This is a genomic window from Ewingella americana ATCC 33852 (genome assembly GCF_000735345.1).
Classification (GTDB): Bacteria; Pseudomonadota; Gammaproteobacteria; order Enterobacterales; family Enterobacteriaceae; genus Ewingella; species Ewingella americana.
This window is the reverse complement of record NZ_JMPJ01000076.1, coordinates 20413-40199: the sequence shown is the minus strand read 5'-3', so window position 1 is coordinate 40199 and position 19787 is coordinate 20413. Positions and strand designations below refer to the sequence as shown.

Genomic DNA, 19787 nt, shown 5'->3' with positions numbered 1-19787 from the left:
GAATTAATCCAAAAAAAGCCGCCATTAAGCGGCCATTCTATTGGATCAGAGTCGGGCTACTGTTCCTTCAAGCACGTCAGTGAGAAAAGTTTTATCTTCCACTGAGTGCCGGAAGATATTCAATCCACAATAGCTTGCCAGAAACACGCGAGCCACTTCCGTGGCCGGGCGGTCACTGGCTAGCTCGCCACTCTGCTGCCCGATGGCAATAGCACTGCATATCGCGGCCTCAAGTTTGGATAGGTAAGCCTGATTGATGCCTTCTATCGCCGGGTTTTTGTTCCCACTTTCCATGGTGGAAAAGAGAGCCATGCATGGGCGGTTGCCCTCGGGGTCAAGACCGCCATTCACCACCCATTGCAGCAAAGCCCTAAGTCGTGCTTTTACCGGGGCTGAGCCTTGCAGGATCTCAAGTTGCGCTTTCAGCCCCAGTTCTTGATAGCGACGCAGAGCCTGCTCATACAGGTTTTGTTTGCTGCCAAAAGCATGGTAAAGGCTGCCACGGCCCAGGCCGGTTTTCTCGCACAGTTCCTGCGTTGAGCTTGCTTCATAGCCAGAGCTCCAGAAGACATCCATCGCCGCGTCAATCACGCGGGCGTCATCGTACTCTTTGGGTCTTCCGCTCATTGTCTGGTCCTGTCGCTGTTGTCTGCACCGGATTAAAACAATAGTTTACTGATCAGTCAACAATATTTTCAGGCAGCCTCTGACCCAGCTATGCTCCCTTTCGCCTCAGCATGGCAAGGTGCAAAATCACTCCACAAAGCCCTTCCAGTTATCCAGATATTTAATAAAGGCATCACCCAAACCTTGCTGTTTAAGATGTTGTTTGGTGACGGGTGTTTGCGGGGAAATATAATCCGGATTGATTTTTATCTGGTTAATAAAATCTTTATTTAAAATAGCCGAGCGGCCAATCATAATAAAATCGAGGCCATATTCGAACACGCTCATCAGGGTTGGTACATTCATCACTTTGCCTGAAGTACCAATTTTCACCGATGTGCCCCCAAGGCGGCTAAATACCTCCAGCATCTTTTGCCCTTCGAAAGGTCCTGACTCGACGGTTTTCTGCACATCCCATGGAACAAGATCCAAGAAATCTATTTGCTGCTTATCGACCAGCATCTGGCAAATATGATAAATATCCTCGAAGGTTTGGCCATATCGTTCAAAGGATAAGCGAACCCCAATCTGGAAATCAGGGCGGCAACGCTCTCTGATCCCATTAATGATTTCAAATATCAGTCGCACACGATTGTCGATGGAACCGCCATATCGGTCAGTTCTGCGGTTTAGTGTCGGCGAGAGGAACTGAGTGAGCACCCATCCAAATGCGCCATGCAACTCAACACCGTCAAAACCTGTTCTTTCTGCTCTTAACGCCGCGCTGATATAAGCCTCCCGCAGCTCTTCGACTTCGGACAGCGTCATAGCTCGGGTGTTGTATTCTTCAATGTCAGAAGGGCCTAAATTCTGTTTATCACCATTAAATTGCGCGCGCATCCCTGCATGGTGTAATTGTACTGACGACACCCCACCGTGAGCACGAATAATATCAGCAATTTTGCGTAATCCCGGCTCGTGTTTGTCTTCGTAAATACCGAGCTGTTTATTAAATGCTTTGCCATTTTCCATCACATGGGCGGCGCAGGTCATCACCATGCTGTATCCGGCGCGAGCACAGGTCTCAATCCAGTCGAAATCATCCTGCGACGCGGTGCCGTCCTCATTACTCTGCTCTGTCGTCAGTGGAGCAAGCAGTATGCGGTTTTTTAGAGCAGGACCTCTTGAGAAATTGAGGGGAGTGAAAATAGTGTTATCCATATAATTTACCCAGTGTTTAAATATGAAAATAATTTGATCAGGTTGATTTCGTGATTATTGGCAAGCCTTATTTCACTTTGGCGGCCATTAAATCTGAATTCATTTAAAGCTAAAGCAGTTCAGTCGCTTTTTCTATATTCATTAAATGGAATAGAGTATTGCCATCAGTGGTAGTAATCTTGAGGAAATTAATTCCTGCCCGACGCCAATTCTCTTAGAGAATAAAAGCGGTCAATAAACGCTGGTAAACAGGATTATTCCACTCAGCGTAATAAAGAAGTGTCCAGACTGGTTATTCTTATAAAAAGAGTGAGGTTTTAGACTGTTTGCACGGTTCGGGAATCGTCCCGCTCCGATAAAACACCAAGGAACCGCACCATGAAAATTTATCAACATCCTCTGTCAGGCCATTCTCACCGAGTGGTTCTTTTCGCATCGCTGCTGGGTTTGAATGCCGAGCTGGTGGAAGTCGATCTGATGTCTGGCGCGCATAAGAAGCCTGAGTTTTTGGCAATGAACGGTTTCGGCCAAGTGCCGGTTCTGGATGACAACGGGGTGATGGTCTCCGATGCCAATGCAATTTTGGTCTATCTGGCCAAAAAATATGGCCCAAGCAGCTGGCTGCCGGAAGACGCCATCGGCGCGGCGCAGGTTCAGCGCTGGCTGTCTGTTGCCGCAGGTGAGATTGCCTACGGCCCGGCGGCGGCTCGTTTAATCACCGTGTTCGGTGCTGGCTTTAATGCTGACGAAGTCATTGGCCGCGCTCATGACTTACTCGGCAAGATGGAAAGCCATCTGGCAAATCGTGACTGGCTTGCTGCCGATCACCCAACGATTGCTGACATCGCGGCTTACAGCTATATCGCTCGCGCACCAGAAGGCAATGTCGACCTTGCTAAATACACGGCTGTTAAGCGCCTGCTGAGCCGCGTAGAAGCACTACCGGGCTTCGTTCCTTTTGTAAAGACCCAAGCCGGGCTGAACGCCTAGGCGTGAAGGCTGCCTGAGATGTGACGCCGAGCTGGGGGCTTAAGCGCCATTTCTTGTAGGTAGTCCGGGTTTGATGCCATCGCTCAGGCGAATGACCTGCGTTTTTGCTGCCCGCCCGAAGAGGTTGGAACGGGCGGGCAGTGAGGATGTCCGGGTTGTTACTTCAATCTTTGCGATTGCAGATCCTGCGCACGCCACTAACGGAGACTGAGAATCATGGCAGTACAGGGACTGGACGAAAGAAAACGATTCGCCATCGTGATTGCACTGACTGCCGACAGCGGCGACTCAGCGCTTTTTGCTCAGCAAGATGAAGAGGGCCGCAGGCTGGGTTTAACAAGGGCGGAGATTGACGCGGCGCGACGCGGTTTCAGTTTCGATTTCAGCACCTCAAAAGCCATTGCTCTGGCGCTGGCGCGCGAAGAGGGCGTCCTTAACGACAGTCGCAGTCAGGCGATGCGGGCCGGTATCGACACCATGACCTGTGCAGAAATAGAGCGAATGGCGGCAGAGTTGGCCGTTATACACTCGGCTAAGGTGTGCCAAAATGAGCGATAATTCACCGAGAGTTCAGACAGGGCGTATGGCATCTGAATTCCTGTCTAAGCTAGTTAACAATCTCAGAGAAATTTGGTCCAAACGTCCAGATTATTATGGTGAAATGCTGCGGCAGCACCCCGAAATTGACCCGGAAACGGTCATGAAGATTGTTTAATACCAGAGAGGGACCGAGAAATGGATCGTTGGCAGGCGATGCGCATTTTTGTCAAAGTTGCAGAAACGGAAAGTTTTGCCAAAACCGCCCGTCAGATGCACATGAGCGCCCCAGCAGTGACCCGAACCGTGGCGGCACTGGAGGAGTTGATTGGGGCTCGTCTCTTTGTGCGTACCACAAGATCAGTGAAAACCACCGAAGCCGGGGCGATTTACTTAGACGATTGTCGCCGGATCCTCAGCAGTATTGCCGAAGCCGAGTCTGCCGCCGCCGGGCATTACGCCACGCCTTCTGGAACCTTAGCCATTACCACCTCGGCCATGTTTGGGCAGTTTTACGTCATGCCCATTTTGATGGAATACCTTGATACCTATCCCGGCATGCGTGCGCGGACTTTCTTTATCGATCGTCGGGTAAACATTATTGATGAAGGAATGGATGTCGCTATCCGTATCGGCCACCTGCCAGATTCGGGTTTCACCGCGATAAAAGTCGGTTCCGTGCGCCGCGTTATTTGCGGCTCGCCTGAATATCTCAATTCCCGTGGCGCACCGGCAACGCCGGAAGACCTAAAAAGTCACCGAATTATTGCCTCTCATAGCGCGTGGGCCTCTCCCGAGTGGCGGTTTGTCGACGGGCAAAGGGTGTTAATTGACGCCGCGCTGCAATGTAATACCAATGAATCAGCCATTGCGGCGGCAAAAGCCGGATGGGGTTTGACCCGCGTGCTGCTCTATCAAATTGGCCCCGCCTTGCTCGATGGCTCATTGCAAATCGTACTCAGTGAATTTGAAGAGCCTGCGTTGCCAATTCACGTGATGTACCCCGAGGGCAGGCGTGCTCCGGCGAAAGTGAGATCTTTCGTCGACTTAGCCGTTTCTCGGCTGCGAGAAAATCCGCTCTTTAACTGAGGGCTCAAAAGCCAGAGACTGACATTCATGTGAGAAAGCGGCCTAAGGCTCCCATTGAGCCCCATCCTCTCGACGTGCAATTTTTTACAATCCAGCCCCTTTTACCCGCGCCATACTCAGGTTTGCAGTTAAAAAAATCACCAATAAAAACCAGAGGAACATCGCATGACGCGCATTTTAAGCCGGACTCAACCTGAACTTATCACCTGTGAAAGCCCAATTTTACACACCGGCGAAGATGAAAAAGGGCGCTATTTCGTGGTTGAGCAGACGGTGTTTTACCCACAGGGCGGCGGGCAGATGTCCGATCACGGCAGCGTGTCCCAGCACGGGCAAAGCCATTTGGTGCGGCAGGCGCTCAATCATGGCGGGGAAGTGCGCCATTATTTGGCTGACCCCCAAGTCACGCTGGAAATCGGCCAAGCCGCGACTTTGCAGATTGACGCCGAGTTTCGCCGCAGAGCGTCGCTGGCCCATACGGCGGGGCATTTGATTGCCCACGTGGTGGAAACCCTGATGCCTTCCTTAGTGCCTGCCAAGGGCCACCACTTTTTGCCCGGAGCCTATGTTGAATTCACCGGAAACAGCAGCCTAGCCGCCGACCAGCTGTTGGAGCAGGTACGCAGCAAGGTGGCGGAGGCGATTGAGCAGAATTTGCCGGTCACCGTCGAAAGCCTCTCCTTTGATGAAATCGCCCGCCTGCGGCCTGAGCTGGCGGGGTCTATTCCGCAAAACGAAGAGATGCGCATCGTGCGCATTGGCGACTATGTGCCGGTAGCCTGTGGTGGCACCCATGCCACCACCACCTCGGCGTTGAAAGGCTTGGAACTGCGTAAAATCAAAGCCAAAGAGCGGGTGAAAATCAGCTACGAATTGGCCTGACAGCCCTGAGGCTTGGCTTCTACGCTTCCTTTTGTGGCTGGTGGTGAGTGTTTCTGATGCGGCTCAGGCTGACAACAATGGCCAGAGCCGTGGCTATCACCGCCACCCACAGACTTAAATGAATCGCCTGAGCCTCGTGCGCCGCGTCGCCGATGGAAATAGACAAGATAACCCCGACCAAGGCGGTCCCCAGACACTGCCCGAAGGTGCGCATAATCGCCAGCACGCCAGAGGCATAACCGCTGTTTTCACGCGAGGCGTTAGCCAGCATTTCGCGGTTATTGGGGCTTTGGAAGCAGCCAAACCCGATGCCGCACACCAGACTGCGCAAACAGATATCCCACATTGCAGCCTGTTCCGGCAGCAAAGAGAGCAAGATGAGTCCCAGCGCGAATATCCCCAGCCCGATGGTTGAAATCACCGCGGGCGAATGGCGGTCGGCCAGTCTTCCGGCGTTCGGCGCGGCGAGGATAATGCCAATCGGCCACGGGGTGAAAAGCAGGGCTGAGGTAAAGGCGCTGTAGCCATAAACGTTTTGGAACAGAAACGGCAGGGCGACAAAGGTGATGCCTTGGCTGACAAAAGAGGCCAACGAGGTCAGCGCCGCCAGTGAAAAGCGCGATGAGGCGAACATGCCGAGGGGCAGCAGCGGCTTGGGCGCGCGGCGCTGACGCCAGACAAAGGCTATCCCGGCCAGCATGGCGGCCACGGCGTAGGCCAAAGCGTCCAGCAGAGTCTGCGATGAAAAATGGCCATTATCCGCATGGGAAAAGCTATTCGCGGCCATGATCAGCGCGCCGAGCGTGATGGCAGACAGCGCCCCTCCGGCGACATCAAAAGGTTGGCGCACCGTGCTGATTTTGCCGGGAACCACGCGCAAAGCCAGAAGCAGCGCCACGATGCCCAAGGGAATATTAATCGCAAACAGCCATTGCCAGCTCAGTGCGGCCAGTATCGCGCCGCCGAGCATCGGGGCGACCGCGGTGCTGGCGGCGATCAGCAGGGCATTCACGCCTAACACTCTGCCCAGTAGCCGATTGGGGAACACGGTGCGCAGAATGGCCGGGCCGATACTCAAGGTGGCGGCTCCGCCAATCCCCTGTAGCAGCCGCATGGCAATCAACATGTCCAACGAGGTAGAGAGCACACAGCCCACTGATGCCAGAGTGAAGAGGATCAGCCCGCCGCTGAACAGCGCGCGAAAGCCAATATGGCTGCCGAGGGCGGCGAAGATAGCCAGCGACATCGCCGCAGACAGCAGGTAGCCGTTCGACACCCAAACGGCGGCGGCGGCCGTCACCTCGAGTGACCGTGCGATTTGCGGCAGGGCGATATTGACCATTGAGCCGTCGAACACCACCATGGCCGCCATGGTCATCACGGTCAGCATGGCAAAGAAACGGTCGCGGCCGGGCAAGCCGTCGTCACCCGGTCGGTTGGAGAATAATTCCATAAATAGCCTTTACCACTCGCATTACGTTATTGATGAAAGGAATATACTCGTCGCTGAGATAAGGCGGAAGACGCAGCATTTGCACTTATAACCTGCACCAGACGCCTTCTCACTGTGACTGACTCTGGAGTAGAATGCGCGCTATGACTGAACCCGACCTCAATTTACTCATCGCCCTCGACGTGCTGCTCAATGAAGTCAGCGTCGCCGCTGCGGCACGCCGCCTGAGTCTCAGCGCCTCGGCCATGAGCCGCACCCTCAGCCGCCTGCGCGCCGTCACCGGCGACCCGCTGCTGGTGCGCGCCGGGCGTCAGATGGTGCTCACGCCCTACGCGGAAGAAATGCGCGAACGTGCGCAAAACGCCGCGTTGGAAGCCCGCGCCGTGCTGCGCCCAGCGGCCACCGCCCTCAATGTTGCCACCCTAAAGCGAACCTTTAATCTGCGCTCCAATGACGGTTTTATTACCGCGTTCGGCGCGGCGCTGATTGCCGCTGCCGCGGAACAAGCGCCGGGTGTCTGTCTGCGCTTTCTGCCTAAACCGGAGAAAAGCGCGAAACCGCTGCGCGAAGGGCGGGTAGATTTGGAAATCGGCGTGCTGGGGGAAATGGGGCCGGAGATCCGTTTGCAAACGCTATTTCGCGATAAATTCGTCGGCGTGGTGCGCAAAGGCCATCCGCTGTGCCAAGAGGGGGAGATGAGTGTCTCTCGCTACGCCTCTTTCGGCCATATTCTGGTGTCGCGCCGCGAAGGCGTGACCGGCCCGGTGGATCAGGCGTTAACCGAATTAGGCTTTACGCGCAAAATTGCCGCCGTGGTGCCGGGCTTCTCCGCCGCGCTGGCGATTGCTTATGCCTCGGACCTGGTGGCTCACGTTCCGGCATCATTCCTGATTAATCAGCCAGTTAATCAAAGCGACGGCCAGCTCGCCAACCTCTATTCATTCCCTCTGCCAGTACAAACTCGAGAAATCACCATCTCGCAAATGTGGCACCCAAGGTCTGAAGTGGATCCCGCCCATCGCTGGCTGCGCCAGCTGGTGCTCAGCGTTTGTCGGCGGCTGGTCCCCGGCTGAAGTCCATCGCCACTGTATTTAATTTATACCCTTGAATTTACAGGCTGAAAGCCTGAAAAAAGTCTCGCATTTTTAATGCATAGGTTATGTCTTTTTCTTATTTGCCAGCGCGGGCGGGGTTTGAAAAACTCACGCCACAAAACTAGCCCGGCGGGCACCTTCACTTTGGTTGTTTTTTATAGTTTAAGGAAAGACATTGTCTATGCGCACCTCTCTCAAACACGCGGTAAAAGCTTCTTTATTAACAGTTTCCTTGGCAAGCGCGCTGATCCTCAGCGGCTGTGGCCCGAAGAAAGATGACAACCACATCAAAGTCGGTATCAGTGCCGGTATCGACCAGCCGCTGTGGGACACGGTCAAAAAAGTCGCTAAAGAGAAATACAATCTCGACGTTGAAGTGGTGACTTTCACCGATTATGTGCTGCCAAACTCAGCACTGAGCAGCGGCGACATCGACGCCAACTCCTTCCAGCACGGCCCTTATCTGGAAAAACAGATCAAAGAGCGTGGCTATAAACTGGCGGCGGTCGGTAACACCTTCGTGTACCCAATCGCGGGCTACTCGCGCAAAATCAAATCGGTCTCCGAGCTGAAAGATGGCGCGCAGGTTGCCGTGCCGAATGACCCAACCAATCTGGGTCGCTCGCTGTTGCTGCTGCAAAAACAGGGCTTGATCAAGCTGAAGGATAACGTGGGCTTACTGCCGACTTCTCTGGATATCGTCGAGAACCCGAAACACCTGAAAATTGTTGAAATCGAAGCGCCGCAGCTAACCCGCGCCATCGACGACGACAAAATCGACTTGGCTATCATCAACACCAACTACTCCAGCCAAGTTGGCTTGACGCCAGCCAAGAATGGCCTGTTTGTAGAAGATAAAAACTCACCTTACGTGAACATTATTGTGGCGCGTGAGGACAACAAAGACAGCGAGAAGGTGAAGGATCTGGTTAAGGCGTATCAGACTGATGAAGTTGCCGCCGCTGCCGACAAGATCTATCACGGTGACGCGGTCAAAGGTTGGTAATGATTGTGGAATCCCGAGATTTCAGGATTCCATGATACTTATTGATTTAATTAGTGATTTATAACTAGTAGTGAGAAGGCGCGACGCCGAAAGCCCAGCGGAACGCGCGGTTGAAATGGCTTTGATCATAAAAACCCACTGCGGACGCGATGTCCGCAATGCTTCTCCCTGGTTGCCCCAGCAGGCTACAGGCCACTTCCAACCGCAGACGTTTCAGCCAGGCATAAGGCGTCATGCCGGTCTGTTTACTGAAACAGCGCAGAAACTGAAATCGATTCAACCCGCACAACCCCGCCAGTTCGCTCAGTGAGATTTTCTCCGCCAAATGCGCGTGGCAGTAAGCTTCAATCTCTCCCCATTGGCGTTTTGACAAGCCCTGTTGCGTCTCCACCGGCCTCGTGACTTTTAGCTGAATAAACAGCGGCTCGAGTGCGGCCAAATATTGCTCGTCAAACGAATGCCCTGCCGAATCACTCTTTTGCGCCATCAGTTGATGAAGCACCGACAGATGCTTGCTGAGATCTGGCGCTTCAATAATTCCCGCGCCGACGGCCAACGGCTGGTGGCGGCCAGAAAACTCTTCCGCCAGATTATTGAGCAAAGCAGGGGCAACGCGGAAGGTGCGCAGGGTATAGGCATTGTTGTTTTCCGGCGTGCCGGTGTGGATCTCGCCGGGCGGCATAATCGAAACCCGACCGGCGCCCAGCAGCCCGGTTTGCCCACAAAATCGCTGATGCTGCACGCCATGGCTTATCAGGCCGATGTGGTAATCCAGATGGAAATGCGGCTCAAAGCTGAAATCGGTGAAGTGCGCCTCGCCCAGCACCATGCCCGGAATATCATCCGGGCGATAGTAACGCACTTGCTCAGGCTTGCTCACCGACTGCGCCATGGGTCAGGCCGGTTTTTGTGCCAGCAGGGTGGCGAAACGCATTTTGTAGCGATTACCGTTGGCGTCGCGTTTGTGCAGTTCGCCGACGTCTTCGTTGTATTTCACTATGTTCCAACCTTGGTAATAGTCACGCAGTTCGTTGGGCTGGAAGCTGAAGGGGAAAGGCAGCGGGCAAGGGTAGTCTGGGCTGTCCATGGCGGCGACAATCAGGTTGTAGCCCCCCGGTCGGGTGCTGGCGTGCATATCGGCAATAATATTCGGGATGCTGCTGCGCTCTAAGAACATCATCACCACGGTGGAGAGGATAAAGTCATACTCGCCGCTAAAGCGATGCGCATTCAGGTTAACTTCTGCTGTTTCAATCCCTTGCAGGGATTCTGCTTGGATAATGTCATTGAGTTTAGCAATGCTCAGCGAGTTGAAATCCCACGCGGTGACCGTCGAGCCTTTGAGATTGAGATACAGCGAGTTGCGACCACTGCCGCAACCTAAATCAAGCACCTTGCCCGGCGGAACCTGCTGGGCGGCAAAAATAACTTCGGAGTGGGTGCGGGTCAGGCCATATTTTTCGGAGTAGTAATCTTCTGCTGCTGGCTGGTTGGACATCATACTTTCCTTTGTCTCTGGATCCTCAGAATGCCGCCATTATCCTCCGAAAGCCGCGCATTTCCCCGTAGTTTTTGTTCCGAGTTTTTAACTCAGCGCATGGCGCGATGCTTTTCGGCGACAATGGTGTATACCGCGCTGCCGATTTTATGCCCCTCTTCGGCAAGAGAACCCACCTGATGCATGCCGACTTTTTCCAGCACCCGTCGCGACGCGAGATGGTTCTCTCTTACCGTCGCAGAAATCTCCGGCAACTTAAGTTGCTCAAAACCATAATCAAGTGCAGCTAAGGCCAACTCGGTCGCCAACCCCTGCCCCCAAACCGCCGTTGAAAACCGATAGCCGAGATTGATATTGCGCGTTTCATCTATCTGTCGGCGACTAAGGCCACCACAGCCAATCACCTTAGCGGGCGCGCTGCGCAGAGAAATTGCCCAGTTACCAAAGCCATTGCGAGACCATTCGGCTAGCCAGTTGGTCAGTTTTGCTTGGGTATAGGCGATATCAGGGTAAGGACCCGCCGGATTGAAAAGGTGAGTCTGCGGATCGCCATAAATTGCCCAAATTGATTCTAAATCTGTCTGGGCGATAGGCCGGAGATATAAGCGTTCGGTTTCGATAATCATTTAATCATACCCCATAAAATTCCATCACTTAGCTTAGCCAGACTTCCTCAGCCTGCCACCCGGCGCTGTAAAAAGTCGATAAAAGCCCGCACTTTTTCCGGCACGTGGCGTGTGTTGGGGTAGAGGGCATAAATCCCCTGCGGCGGAAAACGGTGATCGGGCAGCAAATGGATCAGCTTTTTAGTGACAATGTCACTTTCTACCAACCACGCGGGCAGTAGCGCAATGCCCGCGCCGTTAAGAGCAAAGGCCAGCAAAGAGGAGGCGCTGTCGGCCATTAGCATCGGGCTTTGACCGGCGTTAAAAAGCACGCTTTCGCCGGCTGGGGTCAGTACTTGCCAAGTTAGCGGGGTATTCAGGCGGCTGTGGGCAATCCACCGCGCCTGCTCTAGCTGGGGTAAATCCGTGATATCGCCACCCCATTGCTGCAAATAGTCCGGGGCTGCGACGGGCAGAATATCAAATCGGTCAATCAGCGCCGCGTGGTGGCTGGAGTCTGCCAACTGCCCGAGGCGAATGGCCACGTCGAAACGGCCAGAAATCAAATCGTCGTGATTGGATGAAGAGACGTGCTGAACCCTAAGCTGCGGGTGAAGCAGGGAGAAAGCCGCCAGCGCCGGAACTACCACCCGCGCGCCATATTCCGGCGTGGTGGTGATGCGCAGCAAACCTTGCAGGCCGGAGTGGTCGCGGCGCACGTCGTCGAGCACGCTTTCGGCGTCTTGCAGCAATTGCAGGCAGCGCAGGTAAAATCGCTCTCCGGCGTCGGTCATGGCAATGCGCCGGGTGCTGCGGGTTAGCAGGGCGACGCCCAGCTCATTCTCCAACTGCTTAATGTTGAAACTGACCACGGCTTTAGTCAGGCCGAGGGTATTGGCCGCGGCAGTAAAACTGCCTGATGCCACCACCGCAACATACATTTCTAGTCGCTGTAAATTCAGCATGATTTCTCGCTTCGCTGACATTATTGTCAAAGTTATTTTGACAGTGTAACGCCAGTAAGCCGATTTATCTCGCACAGTTAAGGCTCTAGACTGCTCGCTTTACTGCTTTATATTCTGAGAACTCTATGACTTACCGGATGCGCGTCGCCAGCGTCTACCTGCTGGGCTTTTTTGTCGATCTGATCAATATGTTTATCGCTAACGTGGCCTACCCGGACATCGGCCGCCACTTCGCCGCGCCGGTCAGCCTGCTGGCTTGGGTCAGCAATGGCTACATTCTTGGCCTGACATTGATTATTCCGCTCAGCCGCTGGCTGGCCCAGCGTATTGGCGCTAAACGACTGTTTATCATCTCATTATTGATATTTATTCTCGGCTCCTGCGGCGCGGGGCTGTCGAATTCGATGGCGCAGCTGATTGGCTGGCGGGTGGTGCAAGGGTTGGGCGGCGGCTTGCTGATCCCGCTCGGCCAGACGCTGACTTACGCACTTTACCCGAGTCACCAGCGAGCCAAGCTTTCATCCGTGATCATGCTGGTGGGGCTTATGGCGCCGGCATTGTCTCCGGCCGTTGGCGGCATGATCGTCGACAGCCTGAGCTGGCGCTGGGTGTTTTTTGCCTCCCTGCCTCTGGCTTTTATTGCGTTGATTCTGGCGGCCTGCTGGTTAAAACCTGAAACCGAGAAAGTTGCCGCCGGGCATTTCGATGGGCGAGGTTTGGTGATGCTGTGTGGGGCGTTGACCCTGATTTTACTCGGCCTGACCTATCTGGGGGATGGCCAGCAGATGCTGTTCGGCGGCGGGCTGCTGCTAGCGGGTGCCTTGCTGATGACGGCTTATGTGCTTTACTCGCTGCGTTTACCTCAGCCGCTGCTCAATTTGCGACTGGTGCAGGATCCGCTGCTGCGCATTTCGATGATTATCTATCAGTTCATTCCGGGGCTGTTTACCGGCGTCAGCCTGGTCGCCATGCTCTACCTGCAAGACCAGCTCAAAATGCATGCGGCGCAGGTGGGTATTTTGATGCTGCCGTGGTCGCTGGCTTCTTTTATTGCCATTAGCCTGACGGGGAAAACCTTTAACAAGCTGGGGCCGCGCCCGCTGTTTATTGCTGGCTGTTTGGTGCAGGGGATGGGCATTGCCACGCTGACTCAGATCAGCGGCGCGGCGGATATCGGCCTGCAAGTCACCGCCTTCGCGCTGATGGGGTTCGGCAGCAGTTTGTGCAGCAGCACGGCGCAAAGCACGGCGTTTATTCAGATTGAAGACCGCCAGTTGGCCGACGCCAGCGCGCTGTGGAACATCAACCGCCAGCTGAGTTTTTGTCTCGGCGTAACCCTGCTCAGCCTGCTACTCAACCTCTTGCTCGGTTATTCCGGTCTGAGTGCCGAACACGCCTACCAACTCTGCTTCTTACTGGCCGCCCTGAGCGTCTTTATTCCCATTGCGCTGTGTTGTCGAATCGCCAATCGCAGCCTTGTTAACACCTTAAACCAGGAGACATCGTGAACCGTTATTTTCAGGAAGTGCTTGATGCACATGACTTAATCGCCAGCTGGCTGGGTGATGCCAACTCTTCGCAAACCACCTGCGACCAGCTGCTGGGCCGCTTCAGCCCGCATTATTCGATGGTGACGCTGAGTGGTCATGTGTTGGATTTTGAGAAGTTGTGCGGGTTTTTTCAATCGCAGCACGGCGCAAAAAACGGCCTTCAGATTGAAATCGCAGACATGAAGCTGGTAGCAGAAAGCGCCGACGGCGCGGTGGTCAGCTATCAGGAACGCCAACAGCTTCCCGGCCAGAACGCCACGCTGCGCTACTCGACCGTGGTGTTTTCAGTGGATGCGGAGGGCAAAGTGATCTGGCGACATTTACACGAAACCGCCGCCGCAATCTAACAAGCGGACTATGATTAAACAGCCAAGGGCCTGCATTGCGGGCCCTTATTGTTTGTCCACCAGACGCAGATTGCGCTGGTTAATGATGCGGTGCAGGTTGGTTTCCACCCAGTCCGTTAGCCCGGCGAGCTGTGTTTGCACCTCGACGCCAAGTGGGGTCAGGCTGTATTCCACATGGGGTGGCACTACGGGGTAGGAGATGCGATCAACAAAGCCGTCGGTTTCCAGCGTTTGTAAGGTTTGGGCCAGCATCTTCTCACTTACTCCGTTGATTTTACGGCGTAATTCGCTGAATCGCTGGGTGCCGTCGCTCAGAGCAATCAGCACTAAAACGCCCCAGCGGCTGGTGACGTGGCTGAGGATCTCCCGCGATGGGCAGTCGGCGCTCATCACTTCACCCCGGCGAAGACGCTCTCCAAGAATATTCTCTGTGACTTGTTCTTCGCCCGTTTCGATCGGCAATGATGTTAATTTCATACTAACCTTTTTGTACGTACTTACGAAAAGTTAGTATATCGCATAGGATGTATTTCACGGACGCGATATTCAGACTGTTTCGTCATAAGACGACCGTCCAATCGAACTTAATTCACTTTCGGAGAAACATCATGATCGCTATTACCGGTGCTACCGGCCAACTGGGCCGCCTTGTTATCGCAGCGTTGTTGAAGAAAGTGCCTGCGAACCAGATTGTCGCGGCAGTGCGCAGCCCTGCAAAAGCCAAAGAGCTGTCTGACCTTGGCGTCGATGTGCGTCAGGCGGATTACACCCAGCCCGCCACGCTGGACAGCGCCTTCAAAGGCGTGGAAAAAGTGCTGCTGATCTCCTCAAACGAAATCGGCCAGCGTGAAGCACAACACCAGGCGGTGATTGACGCGGCGAAACGCGCCGGGGTGAAATTGATCGCTTATACCAGTTTGCTGCACGCTGACACTACCAAACTGGGGTTGGGCACTGAGCACCGCGCGACGGAAGCGGCGCTGAAGGCCTCCGGCGTGCCGGCGGTGATTTTGCGCAACGGCTGGTACACCGAAAACTACGCGGCGAGCATTGCTCCGGCACTGGCTCACAATGCGTTTATCGGCGCAGTGGGCGAAGGCCGCATCTCTTCGGCCACCCGTGAAGATTACGCCGAAGCCGCAGCGGCGGTATTGCAGCTGGAAAATCAGGGCGGGAAAATTTACGAGCTGGCGGGAGATGAAAGCTATACCTTGGCTGAGTTCTCCGCCGAGATTGCGCGCCAGTCGGGCAAAAAAGTGGACTACGTTAACCTGTCGCAAGATGAGTTCGCCAAGGCACTGCTTGGCGCGGGCTTGCCGGAAGGTTTCGCCAATCTGCTGGCGGATTCAGACGCCGGTGCGGCGCAGGGCGGCCTGTTCGACGACAGCAAAACCCTGAGCAAACTGATCGGGCGTAAAACCACGCCTTATCAAGAGGTTATTGAGGCGACCTTAAAATCTCTTTAAGTTCTGGGCAGCTTAAAACCGGCGCTATGGCTGCATAGCGCCGGTTTTTTTATTGGCTTTTTAACAGGATTGCCAAGACAAAAATGCCGCCTAATCCGGCGGTGATAATGCCAATCGGCAGCTCTTGGGGGGCAATCAGTAACCTACTCAGCAGGTCGCCGCCTGACATTAATATGGCGCCGAACAGTGCCACCACCGGCAGCAATAATCGGTGGCGAACCCCGCACAGCGGCCGTGCCAGATGGGGCACCATCAGCCCAACAAAGCCAATCACCCCGGTTAAAGAGACTAATAAAGAGGTCGCCAGCGCGCAGCCGAGGAAGATTTCAATTCGCAGGCGGGTGAGGTTTATTCCCAGAGAAATCGCGGTTTGTTCTCCTGCCAGCAGGGCATCCAGCCAGCGCCAGCGCAATGCGACCAAGGCAGACAGTAGCGCAACGGCCGCCACGGCAAAGCCAATGTTGTCCCATCGCGCCAGCCCTAATCCCCCCAGCGACCAAAATAGCACCGAACTTGCCGCGCGCTGATCGCCTGAAAACACCAGATAGTTAGTCAGTGCGCCAAACAGGAAAGAGATCGCCAGACCGCTAATCACCAGTTTTTCTGCCCCTTTGGCGCGTTGCAGCATAAAGAGCAGCATCACCGAAACCGCAGAAAGAATGCCCCCCGCGAAGGCCGAAATCGGCAAACCCCACGCGCCGAGCCGATCGCCATAGCGGGTGATCACCGCCACGGCTCCGGCAGAGGCCCCGGACGAGAGTCCGAACAAAAAAGGGTCGGCCAGCTCATTGCGGGTAGTGGTTTGCAGTAAGGCGCCCACCATCGCCAGACCCGCTCCGGTCAGCGCCGCCAGCAAACTTCGCGGCAGGCGCAGCTCGAACACGATGCGATGGATCATGTCAGGAACCGGGGGCTGATAAAGCCCCAGCGAGGACAACACCTGCGAAATCGGCAGGGAAACGCTCCCCGCCGCAACGCCAAACAGCATCAGTAATATCAGCGTAAACAGGCTCAGCGCAATAATCAGAAAGTAACGATAACGACTCATTTTCAATGAGTTGCATCCGGATAAAGCACTTTGGCCAGTTTTTCTACTGCGTCAATATTCGCCGGACCCGGCGTCAATTCGCTGTACTGCAACTTCACATAGCGATGATGTTTAACCGCAGGTGTCTCTTTCATTAATGGGTGAGATTCGAGGAAATGCTGCAAGGCCGCCGCGCCGCCGCCGGTCTGGTAATCCAGCAATACAATCACATCCGGCTCTTGAGTTGCCACGCTCTCCCATGAGGTGGTGGTCCAACTGGCGTCCAGATTATCCATGATGTTTTTGCCTCCGGCGGCTTCAATAATGGCCGTAGGCATGGCGTATTTTCCACTGGTAAAAGGTTTGTCTTCGCCAGAGTCATACACGAACACTTTTGGCGGTTGGTGTTTGCCGATTTTTTGCTGCACCGCCGAGACGCGGGCTTTCCAGCCATCGACCAATTTTTGCGCCTCTTCGCGTTTGCCAAAAATTGCGCCCAGCTTCAACTCGTCGCCATAGAGTAAATCCATGCTGGCGCGCGGGCGGTGCTTATCAACAAAAATACAGCTTTCGCTCAGTACCAGCGTTTTCACCCCGTAGTGGGCGAGCGACTGTGGCGTGACGTCACCGCCGAGTTTCATGCCGTAGTTCCAGCCAGCGAAAAACAGATCGGGCGCGACGGCGACCAAGGTTTCTAAAGAGGGATATTTAGCCGCCAATTCGGGGATATTTCCCTGCTGAATTTTGAATTCTGGCGTCACTTTGTACCAGCCGCTGATCCCCGTCACGCCGACAATGTGGTTTTGCAAACCCAAAGCAAAAGCCATTTCCGACATATTCAAATCATTGATCACGGCGCGCTGCGGTGCCTGAGTAAAGGTCAGCGGTTGGCCGCAGCTGTCCACCGTGACCGGGAAGTCGCTGGCAAAGGTCAAACTGGAGAACAGTAAGCCGGGCAATATAAAGGCAAGATTTTTCATGACGTTGTCCTGGAGAAAAGTAAAACACTAGGCGCACAAAGGCGCCTCAAAAATGCGCAGAGGGTTGCCGGTAATAGGGTGGGTGACAGTGTAACTTTCCATGCCAAACACGCGGTTTATTATTTGAGCAGATAGCGCGATCTCGGGGTAACCCCATACCACCAGTCGGCCTTTTTGCATCACCAGAATGCGATCGGCGAAAGGCTCGACCAGAGGCAAATCATGCAACACGGCAATGGTCGAAATTCCTTTACTGCGCACCAGCGCCAAAAGGGTGGCGCGGCTTAAAGGGTCGAGATGATTGGTTGGCTCATCGAGCAATAAAAGCTGTGGCGTTTGGGCAAAAGCCCGAGCCAGCGCGGCGCGCTGTTTTTCACCGCCGGAGAGTGAGCCGATCAGCCGATGGCGCAAATTTTCAAGTTTGGTATCGACCAGTGCTTGCTCAATACAGCGCCGATGATGAATCGGTGTGCAGCAGTGGTGATGAGGAATACGGCCGAGGGCGACATAGTCTTCAACCAGCAATCGCGGATCGGGCGGATCGTCCTGCGCCACAATCGCAATATGCTTGGCGCGCTCTTGCCGCGAGAAGTTGGCCAATGGCTGTCCGTTGAGCAAAATGCTGCCTTCGCTTGGCGCGAGTTCGCTGGTCAGAGCGCGCAGTAAGCTGGATTTGCCGCTGCCGTTTGGGCCGATCACCGCCAAACATTCCCCGGACGAAAGTTGGAAATTCACTCCGCTAACCAACAAATTATTGCGCTGAGTGCGGATACTCAGGTGTTCGATGCTAAGAACGTCAGGGATGAGCATAGAGAAAGATTCGATGTAGATAGATATTGTTATGTTATAACATATCAAATAGAAGTGAAATCAAATAAATTGGCTTTTTTATGAGCATAAACCCCGCATATCCTTGGCTAAATTGACGCTGCCGGGGTGACTAGAATTCACCATTCGCACTCTTTGTGACTCCAGACTTAATAGGTCTGGAGTCATAAACGTTTTGCCTCGGTCTGCTGAAGTTGTTATAACTGCGCTCCGGACTTTTGCCTGTAGAAATTGCCTGAATGAACCAAGCCGTGACCGAACCCGACATTGCCGCCGATCAGGTTGGCCGCCATGTGATCCTCTTTCTTAACCAGATCAAGAATGCGCCCTTGGCCGAGCTGGATAATATGGAAGAAGAGGGCAACGCGACCGTCGAGCAGGTGATGAAGGTGTGGATCAGGCTGTCGCTGATGATCACGCGGCGGCGCCCGGAAATTGCTATTTCTTCTCTGCTCAAACACGTGCTGCCGATGATTGGTTCGCTGCCGCTGAATAAAGTGACGCGACTGCGACTCAACCGGCTATTTAACGTGCTGCTGGCCGAGAGAAAAATTGCCGAAGCCAAGCGCGTTTTTGCTCTGTGCAAACAGTTTATGAGCTGGGCGGAAACCCAAGGTTATATCGAACACTCACCGATTGGCTCGATGAAACGGCGAGACGTCGGCGGGCGAAATACGCCGCCAAGAGAGCGATCTCTGACCGACGCGGAAATCTGGATTTTCTGGCATGGCCTTGATTTATGGGATATTTCAGAGCAGTGTCGCTGGGCTTTGCGTCTCTGTTTGCTCACTGCCAGACGCCCGGATGAAGTGGTTCGGGCGCGCAAAGACGAGTTTCATTTAACCATTGGTTTGTGGCGTCAGGGGCAGAGAAATAAGTCCCGCCGTGACCACAGTTTGCCGCTCACCGCGATGATGACCCGCTGCGTTGATGCACTTTTCGCAGCCAGTCCGGCCGAAAGTCCGTGGCTGGTACCTTCTCCTTCGGACCCGCAAAAACCTTTATCGCGCGGGGCGATCACGCAGGCTTTGCGCAGAATGGTTCGCGCAGAAAGAGGGCTTGGCATCGAGGCTTTCACCACCCGAGATTTGCGCCGAACCGCGCGATCTAAACTCGCATCACTGAATATCGCCAACGACGTGGCGCGTAAAATCATGAACCACTCGCTGGAAGGCATCGACCGCGTCTACGACACCCACGACTATTTACCGCAGATGAAACAGGCGCTAGAAGCCCTGTCAGCAGACATCGAGCGGATAATTTCCAGCGACTCCTACCAAAGCCTGCACCACAATTATCAAGGCGAATCGCTGCAAATTAGCGAACGATCGCTGCTGTTTATGGTGGGTTGATGTCTCACTTTATACTTTCAAGCCTTCCTGCAAAGATGAAAAATGATACTTATGAAGCCGACATTCTCCGGCATCATAGAAAAATTCATTATATGAAAAGACAGTCAATAAAATGGATACTTTCAGATTAAATACAAGTCGAGCTTTCAGATTTACTTAAAATATTCTTAAGGGGAGAAGTAAATACGGGGTTTGAAAAGTAATATAATGAGAGTTTATAACTACCGCGCGAATGAAAGAAATGGCTGAATATATTTTCAGGCCTGTTTTACGTGTCGACATTTATAATTG

General features: G+C 54.1%; 22 protein-coding genes. 11 read left to right on the top strand and 11 right to left on the bottom strand.

The features are described 5' to 3' along the window. Nucleotides 1-45: 45 nt before the first annotated feature. Both GEAM_RS21770 and GEAM_RS21765 read right to left on the bottom strand, forming a co-directional pair. Nucleotides 46-627, bottom strand: coding sequence for a TetR/AcrR family transcriptional regulator (locus GEAM_RS21770; protein ID WP_034796084.1), 582 nt, complete (start codon nt 625-627; stop codon nt 46-48). A 126-nt stretch (nt 628-753) separates the two neighbouring features. Beyond that, the gene (locus GEAM_RS21765) at nt 754-1827 is read right to left on the bottom strand and encodes an NADH:flavin oxidoreductase (RefSeq protein ID WP_072009946.1); all 1074 of its coding nucleotides are present in this window, start codon (nt 1825-1827) and stop codon (nt 754-756) included. Nucleotides 1828-2205: 378 nt separating this feature from the next. Here GEAM_RS21765 and GEAM_RS21760 point away from each other — a divergent pair, with 378 nt between their 5' ends. The 5 genes from GEAM_RS21760 to GEAM_RS22430 all read left to right on the top strand — a co-directional run bounded on the left by GEAM_RS21760 (nt 2206) and on the right by GEAM_RS22430 (nt 5325). Next, the gene (locus GEAM_RS21760) at nt 2206-2817 is read left to right on the top strand and encodes a glutathione S-transferase family protein (protein ID WP_034796081.1); all 612 of its coding nucleotides are present in this window, start codon (nt 2206-2208) and stop codon (nt 2815-2817) included. Nucleotides 2818-3033: 216 nt separating this feature from the next. After that, on the top strand, nt 3034-3375 hold the full coding sequence (locus GEAM_RS21755) for a hypothetical protein (RefSeq protein WP_051899612.1): 342 nt from the start codon (nt 3034-3036) through the stop codon (nt 3373-3375). Next, entirely contained in the window at nt 3365-3532 is a 168-nt protein-coding gene (locus tag GEAM_RS23215) for a hypothetical protein (RefSeq protein WP_156965806.1), read from the top strand. The genes GEAM_RS21755 and GEAM_RS23215 overlap by 11 nt, the downstream gene beginning before the upstream one ends. A gap of 20 nt (nt 3533-3552) precedes the next feature. Continuing rightward, on the top strand, nt 3553-4443 hold the full coding sequence (locus tag GEAM_RS21750; protein ID WP_034796078.1) for a LysR family transcriptional regulator: 891 nt from the start codon (nt 3553-3555) through the stop codon (nt 4441-4443). A 165-nt stretch (nt 4444-4608) separates the two neighbouring features. After that, nucleotides 4609-5325: an alanine--tRNA ligase-related protein gene (locus GEAM_RS22430; protein ID WP_051899611.1), complete on the top strand. Its 717-nt coding sequence runs from the start codon at nt 4609-4611 to the stop codon at nt 5323-5325. Between the two features lie 19 nt (nt 5326-5344). Here the strand turns inward: GEAM_RS22430 and GEAM_RS21740 are convergent, their stop codons facing one another. Beyond that, nucleotides 5345-6778, bottom strand: coding sequence for an MFS transporter (locus GEAM_RS21740; protein WP_034796076.1), 1434 nt, complete (start codon nt 6776-6778; stop codon nt 5345-5347). 143 nt (nt 6779-6921) lie between these two features. On the opposite strand from GEAM_RS21740, the gene GEAM_RS21735 reads away from it, so the two are divergent. Next, nucleotides 6922-7851: a LysR family transcriptional regulator gene (locus GEAM_RS21735; RefSeq protein WP_034796272.1), complete on the top strand. Its 930-nt coding sequence runs from the start codon at nt 6922-6924 to the stop codon at nt 7849-7851. Between the two features lie 202 nt (nt 7852-8053). Next, nucleotides 8054-8878 carry a MetQ/NlpA family lipoprotein gene (locus GEAM_RS21730; protein ID WP_034796073.1) on the top strand — a complete coding sequence of 275 codons (825 nt, stop codon included), beginning with the start codon at nt 8054-8056 and terminating at the stop codon, nt 8876-8878. Between the two features lie 64 nt (nt 8879-8942). Here GEAM_RS21730 and GEAM_RS21725 read toward each other — a convergent pair whose 3' ends face one another. From GEAM_RS21725 to GEAM_RS21710, 4 genes are all read right to left on the bottom strand, one after another. Then, nucleotides 8943-9770 (bottom strand): helix-turn-helix transcriptional regulator, encoded by an 828-nt coding sequence (locus GEAM_RS21725; protein ID WP_034796071.1) that lies wholly within the window; start codon nt 9768-9770, stop codon nt 8943-8945. Nucleotides 9771-9773: 3 nt separating this feature from the next. Then, nucleotides 9774-10376, bottom strand: coding sequence for a tellurite resistance methyltransferase TehB (gene tehB / locus GEAM_RS21720; protein ID WP_034796069.1), 603 nt, complete (start codon nt 10374-10376; stop codon nt 9774-9776). Between the two features lie 92 nt (nt 10377-10468). After that, a complete protein-coding gene (locus tag GEAM_RS21715; RefSeq protein WP_034796067.1) occupies nt 10469-11002 on the bottom strand; it encodes a GNAT family N-acetyltransferase in 534 nt (177 codons plus the stop codon). Between the two features lie 47 nt (nt 11003-11049). Continuing rightward, nucleotides 11050-11946, bottom strand: coding sequence for a LysR family transcriptional regulator (locus GEAM_RS21710; protein ID WP_034796065.1), 897 nt, complete (start codon nt 11944-11946; stop codon nt 11050-11052). 125 nt (nt 11947-12071) lie between these two features. Between GEAM_RS21710 and GEAM_RS21705 the strand changes: the two genes are divergently transcribed. Together GEAM_RS21705 and GEAM_RS21700 are read left to right on the top strand one after the other, a co-directional pair. Further along, nucleotides 12072-13454 (top strand): MFS transporter, encoded by a 1383-nt coding sequence (locus GEAM_RS21705; protein WP_034796063.1) that lies wholly within the window; start codon nt 12072-12074, stop codon nt 13452-13454. Continuing rightward, nucleotides 13451-13843: a hypothetical protein gene (locus GEAM_RS21700; RefSeq protein ID WP_034796061.1), complete on the top strand. Its 393-nt coding sequence runs from the start codon at nt 13451-13453 to the stop codon at nt 13841-13843. The genes GEAM_RS21705 and GEAM_RS21700 overlap by 4 nt, the downstream gene beginning before the upstream one ends. A 45-nt stretch (nt 13844-13888) precedes the next feature. Here GEAM_RS21700 and GEAM_RS21695 read toward each other — a convergent pair whose 3' ends face one another. Beyond that, nucleotides 13889-14233 (bottom strand): winged helix-turn-helix transcriptional regulator, encoded by a 345-nt coding sequence (locus tag GEAM_RS21695; RefSeq protein WP_236942834.1) that lies wholly within the window; start codon nt 14231-14233, stop codon nt 13889-13891. A 218-nt stretch (nt 14234-14451) separates the two neighbouring features. Between GEAM_RS21695 and GEAM_RS21690 the strand changes: the two genes are divergently transcribed. Beyond that, nucleotides 14452-15309, top strand: a complete 858-nt coding sequence (locus tag GEAM_RS21690) for an SDR family oxidoreductase (protein ID WP_034796055.1) — start codon at nt 14452-14454, stop codon at nt 15307-15309. A 49-nt stretch (nt 15310-15358) separates the two neighbouring features. On the opposite strand, the gene GEAM_RS21685 is transcribed toward GEAM_RS21690, so the two are convergent. The 3 genes from GEAM_RS21685 to GEAM_RS21675 are packed head-to-tail and all read right to left on the bottom strand — an operon-like array spanning nt 15359 to nt 18126. Beyond that, nucleotides 15359-16357: a FecCD family ABC transporter permease gene (locus tag GEAM_RS21685; RefSeq protein ID WP_034796045.1), complete on the bottom strand. Its 999-nt coding sequence runs from the start codon at nt 16355-16357 to the stop codon at nt 15359-15361. 2 nt (nt 16358-16359) lie between these two features. Continuing rightward, nucleotides 16360-17316: an ABC transporter substrate-binding protein gene (locus GEAM_RS21680; RefSeq protein WP_051899610.1), complete on the bottom strand. Its 957-nt coding sequence runs from the start codon at nt 17314-17316 to the stop codon at nt 16360-16362. Nucleotides 17317-17343: 27 nt separating this feature from the next. Beyond that, on the bottom strand, nt 17344-18126 hold the full coding sequence (locus GEAM_RS21675; RefSeq protein ID WP_034796038.1) for an ABC transporter ATP-binding protein: 783 nt from the start codon (nt 18124-18126) through the stop codon (nt 17344-17346). Between the two features lie 257 nt (nt 18127-18383). Between GEAM_RS21675 and GEAM_RS21670 the strand changes: the two genes are divergently transcribed. Beyond that, on the top strand, nt 18384-19496 hold the full coding sequence (locus GEAM_RS21670) for a tyrosine-type recombinase/integrase (protein WP_034796027.1): 1113 nt from the start codon (nt 18384-18386) through the stop codon (nt 19494-19496). Nucleotides 19497-19787: the final 291 nt, after the last annotated feature.

What these genes read in the sequence shown, in the direction of transcription:
- GEAM_RS21770 (WP_034796084.1), bottom strand. Translation starts at nt 627, where the DNA reads ATGAGCGGAAGACCCAAAGAGTACGATGACGCCCGCGTGATTGACGCG.
- GEAM_RS21765 (WP_072009946.1), bottom strand. Translation starts at nt 1,827, where the DNA reads ATGGATAACACTATTTTCACTCCCCTCAATTTCTCAAGAGGTCCTGCT.
- GEAM_RS21760 (WP_034796081.1), top strand. Translation starts at nt 2,206, where the DNA reads ATGAAAATTTATCAACATCCTCTGTCAGGCCATTCTCACCGAGTGGTT.
- GEAM_RS21755 (WP_051899612.1), top strand. Translation starts at nt 3,034, where the DNA reads ATGGCAGTACAGGGACTGGACGAAAGAAAACGATTCGCCATCGTGATT.
- GEAM_RS23215 (WP_156965806.1), top strand. Translation starts at nt 3,365, where the DNA reads ATGAGCGATAATTCACCGAGAGTTCAGACAGGGCGTATGGCATCTGAA.
- GEAM_RS21750 (WP_034796078.1), top strand. Translation starts at nt 3,553, where the DNA reads ATGGATCGTTGGCAGGCGATGCGCATTTTTGTCAAAGTTGCAGAAACG.
- GEAM_RS22430 (WP_051899611.1), top strand. Translation starts at nt 4,609, where the DNA reads ATGACGCGCATTTTAAGCCGGACTCAACCTGAACTTATCACCTGTGAA.
- GEAM_RS21740 (WP_034796076.1), bottom strand. Translation starts at nt 6,778, where the DNA reads ATGGAATTATTCTCCAACCGACCGGGTGACGACGGCTTGCCCGGCCGC.
- GEAM_RS21735 (WP_034796272.1), top strand. Translation starts at nt 6,922, where the DNA reads ATGACTGAACCCGACCTCAATTTACTCATCGCCCTCGACGTGCTGCTC.
- GEAM_RS21730 (WP_034796073.1), top strand. Translation starts at nt 8,054, where the DNA reads ATGCGCACCTCTCTCAAACACGCGGTAAAAGCTTCTTTATTAACAGTT.
- GEAM_RS21725 (WP_034796071.1), bottom strand. Translation starts at nt 9,770, where the DNA reads ATGGCGCAGTCGGTGAGCAAGCCTGAGCAAGTGCGTTACTATCGCCCG.
- tehB (WP_034796069.1), bottom strand. Translation starts at nt 10,376, where the DNA reads ATGTCCAACCAGCCAGCAGCAGAAGATTACTACTCCGAAAAATATGGC.
- GEAM_RS21715 (WP_034796067.1), bottom strand. Translation starts at nt 11,002, where the DNA reads ATGATTATCGAAACCGAACGCTTATATCTCCGGCCTATCGCCCAGACA.
- GEAM_RS21710 (WP_034796065.1), bottom strand. Translation starts at nt 11,946, where the DNA reads ATGCTGAATTTACAGCGACTAGAAATGTATGTTGCGGTGGTGGCATCA.
- GEAM_RS21705 (WP_034796063.1), top strand. Translation starts at nt 12,072, where the DNA reads ATGACTTACCGGATGCGCGTCGCCAGCGTCTACCTGCTGGGCTTTTTT.
- GEAM_RS21695 (WP_236942834.1), bottom strand. Translation starts at nt 14,233, where the DNA reads ATGAGCGCCGACTGCCCATCGCGGGAGATCCTCAGCCACGTCACCAGC.
- GEAM_RS21690 (WP_034796055.1), top strand. Translation starts at nt 14,452, where the DNA reads ATGATCGCTATTACCGGTGCTACCGGCCAACTGGGCCGCCTTGTTATC.
- GEAM_RS21685 (WP_034796045.1), bottom strand. Translation starts at nt 16,357, where the DNA reads ATGAGTCGTTATCGTTACTTTCTGATTATTGCGCTGAGCCTGTTTACG.
- GEAM_RS21680 (WP_051899610.1), bottom strand. Translation starts at nt 17,316, where the DNA reads ATGAAAAATCTTGCCTTTATATTGCCCGGCTTACTGTTCTCCAGTTTG.
- GEAM_RS21675 (WP_034796038.1), bottom strand. Translation starts at nt 18,126, where the DNA reads ATGCTCATCCCTGACGTTCTTAGCATCGAACACCTGAGTATCCGCACT.
- GEAM_RS21670 (WP_034796027.1), top strand. Translation starts at nt 18,384, where the DNA reads ATGAACCAAGCCGTGACCGAACCCGACATTGCCGCCGATCAGGTTGGC.